This window comes from Oleiphilus sp. HI0132, from assembly GCF_001635845.1.
Genome location: NZ_LWGJ01001103.1, coordinates 1 through 3,593 on the forward strand (window position 1 = coordinate 1; position 3,593 = coordinate 3,593).

The window sequence follows — 3,593 nt, forward strand, 5'->3', positions numbered from 1 at the left end:
TGCGTCAGCAGCACTCAATTCAGGAAAGATCGTTACTTGCTCTGCATTAATCAACCTTGACTCGGTTTTTAGCTCAAGTCCCGTCTCGTGACCCGGTGCAACTTGATGGTGAAATAGATAGTTGACCACAACATGTTTTACCCAGCTAGAAAAGAACAACGCTGGCGAACTCCGGCTCAAACTAAACTCGCAAACAGCGCTATCCAGTAGGACTAGTGAACCAACTATGCGCTTACCAGAAAGCTGGAAGTCGATAACCAAAGTTGACGCTTCTTTCGCTAAAGCTCGCTCAATATAGGTAGATAAATCGACAAGTTCATCCTTCGCTTGAGCAAAGTAAGTTTCATCTAAAGGTGCTTTTGGCAGCCTCCCTGATAAGCGCCACTGATCAAAACACGCTTGTGTAAGCGTGTCAGAATCGACTTCCTTATGCATGTCCTTGACGACAGTTCTTAAGATATCACCCTTTAGTGCATAGATATCCAAACGGTCCAATGCAAAGGCTTCACTTTCTTCCAGATCATCTGGCAGTTTGCTAACCTTCAAACCAAGTATTTTCTGATAGTAGTACTTAAGAGGTGAAGACAAGGCGCTAAGCAATTCTTCCAAAGACAGACTTTGGATCTGTATTTCTGTTTCATCGTCTTCGACGAGTTGATCACTTTGAGGCTCAGCAAACATATCGAACTGATGTAATGGAGGCGCGTCTATTTCCAGAACATTGGCATTTGTTTCATCCTCTTCTCTAGACTCAAGTTCCAAGCCTCTGGAAAGGTCTTCCTGCTTTGGCGAAAACAGTGTCATCCAGTCCATGTTGTAGCTTTTGTCTAGTATTTTTTCACTGTGCGATTCAGAAACTTTTTCACAATAATAGTCGGAGTGAAAAGCTTGCAGGCGGTGCTGCTTGGTCCACAACTCCACTACATCGGCATCTGCTTCGTTCTCTATTTTAAAATACGTGCGGCAATAATCCTGTAGCTCACTCACTAGTACAGAGGGGTAGCGAATAGAATTATCGCTAATATTGCGACCCGTATAGCTGATATACAGATAATTCCTGGCACTCAGCAAAGCCTCCAGAAACAGGTAGCGGTCATCATCACGTCGTGAGCGGTCGCCAACTCGCCCCGGAGACCGTGCCATTAAGTCAAAGCTTGGTTTGTTTTCAGGCCTTGGATACTTTCCTTCATTCAAACCCAATAAACACACTAATGAAAACGGTACGCTGCGCATTGGCATCAGAGTACAAAAATTAATACGGCCAGAAAGAAATCGTTGCGAAACCTGCTCTTCTTCCAACACTTGCTTCACTTGCTGGGCAACGATGGAAAATGGCAAAGCTTTTTCATAGCCAGTAACTCTAAACTCATCACTTAAGGCTTCTAGCGCCTTTGCCATTGCCTGAGTAACACTTTCGTGCAAGGTATCCTGATCAAGCCATAAACGCCAGACATCTGCTATCGTAGCCAAAGCATCAAGGGGATGTTTTTCACCCGCTTGCATTGAGAGCGTTTGCTCAACAACGTCAATAAAGCGAACAAACTTACCCACCAATACCTGCTGATCTGAGCCGAACACCTCTTCCGGTATCACTTGTTCACCCGCAAAACTGGCGACAGGAACAGGCCCGAGAATATAGGCGCTTAGCAGGCGTTTAAGCGCTGCGAGCCAGGTTGTCTCGCCACCTGCGTCTTCTATATTTAATATCTTGTTACGATGCGTCTCAGAAAGCCCCCAACGAACATTCAAGACCTTGACCCAGTGATGAATACTAAGCAGCTCATCTTCATCAATGGAAAATCGCTGCCTGATTGCGGGAAAGTCCAAGCAATCTAATAGCTCGGCAGCCGTCATCCGACTTGACTCGAGTATCAATAGATTGCCAATACATTCCAATAAGGGTTGATGCCGATTCAAAGCCTGATCGGCAATAACATAGGGCAGGCTATGCGTTTGCCCATGGCGATCATAAACAAGGCGTGAAAAAACTGCCTCAATATAGGCGGCATAGTCTTCTATATCGGGCACCATCACAATAATATCGCGAGCATTTAAGCCGGGGTTTGCATCAAGCGTATTTAATAAGTAGTCGTGGAGAGCCTCAACCTCTCTTAAGTGGTTATGGCAACTTGCGAAGCGTATCGACTTATCGTCAGGATTCACACAATGGTGCTGGTTCTGCAGGTTCAAGATATCTGACTGAATTAAATTCAGCGCTGAATTATCTTCATCACCAAGATCATCGTAAAGCTCGGTGGCTAGATCAGCGAAAATTTCTTCTTGCATCAATAGCGACATATAATCGCGACCAAGCTTTCCCCATGACGCGAGCAAGGTGTTATGCTCAATAAAGTTTTCCGCTACCGTTTCAGCACTGACGCCCCGCGCAAGCAATGACTGATTAAGCAGGAGCTGCTGATACTCACTCATCACATCACCCCAGTAGTAGCGACAAGGGTTATTCACCACAACGTGTATATCAATGTGTTCAGCTAAAGCTTTGATAACAGCCAGCATTCTAGGAGGCAAGGCTGACAGGCCAAATACGAAGATTCGTTCGGGTAACTGAAGTTCCGCCCCTTTAGGTAGCGCTCTAATACAGGACTCCAGCCTGGTCAGCAGACTGGAACGATGCTGTCGTTGCGCCAAGGGCAAGTCAGGATAAACGCTACACCACAAGTCAGCCTGCCAAGCTTCCAATTCGGTAAATTGAGGACTACTGTAGTCTTTGGAATCCAGGCCGCTAGCAAGGCTCTTTATCGGCTTGCCTTGCTCCCATGCTTGCAACCATTCTGGGCGGTAGTTTTGATAGCCATCAAAAACGTCGGCTATGACACTCGCCATATCAAACACTAAAGACTGGGATAGCGCTTCATCGCCAGCGTTACCCAGCGCAGGCTCAGCACTCCCCTCATCAGTGTTTGGTGATAAGCTCTTGGCATAACGCCGTAAGCGCTGATATTCGGGCTGGGCAAGCTTACTCGGCAATTGTTCAAAAAGCTGCCACCTTAAATTCTGTTTCTCAAAGCCCTGTACTTGCAGAGGCTTCGGTAATAAGGCTTCAGCCAATTTCCAAATAAAAGACGCTGGCATGCTACATTCAACCATCGCAGAGATACCCAATTCTTCAGATATTTGCTGCTGAAGCCAGGTGCCCATACCGAAACTTTGAATAATCACCTTTTCCTGATCAAAGATTTTTTTCAGTGGTTCTCGTCTCATTATTTCAGCAATGATGAAAGCGAGGTTTTCAGTGCGATTCGAAGGGTAAAATTTAAGCATTAAATAATCAGTCAGATTTGAGAGTTGCGTGCGAAGAGCTAGCGCTATTTCTTTATTATCGTTGATACGTTAACTGAAATCATCAGGACTTTCACCTGCTTTTCGCGCTTATTTCAACTACGAGTCATCAACTTAATCGGCAAACTTAATGTAAGCTCTCAAGACATGAGCGGAAGTCCTTATTCATTGATATTATTGGATTTTTTGCTAACAAATAAAGTCGACGCCTGCATTGTTTTTTTGTATCATGAGAGTGTTTTTTGAACAGAGTCACATTTAAACCGTGAACAAAAAGCATTGCTTGTTTTCAA

Annotated in this window: 1 protein-coding gene; it reads right to left on the bottom strand. The window is 45.0% G+C overall.

Annotated features, from left to right (window positions below; genetic code table 11):
- Positions 1–3,282 (bottom strand): exodeoxyribonuclease V subunit gamma (gene recC / locus A3766_RS14545; RefSeq protein WP_068642425.1); only part of this gene is annotated, 3,282 nt, incomplete at its 3' end.
- Between the last annotated feature and the right edge of the window lie 311 nt (positions 3,283–3,593).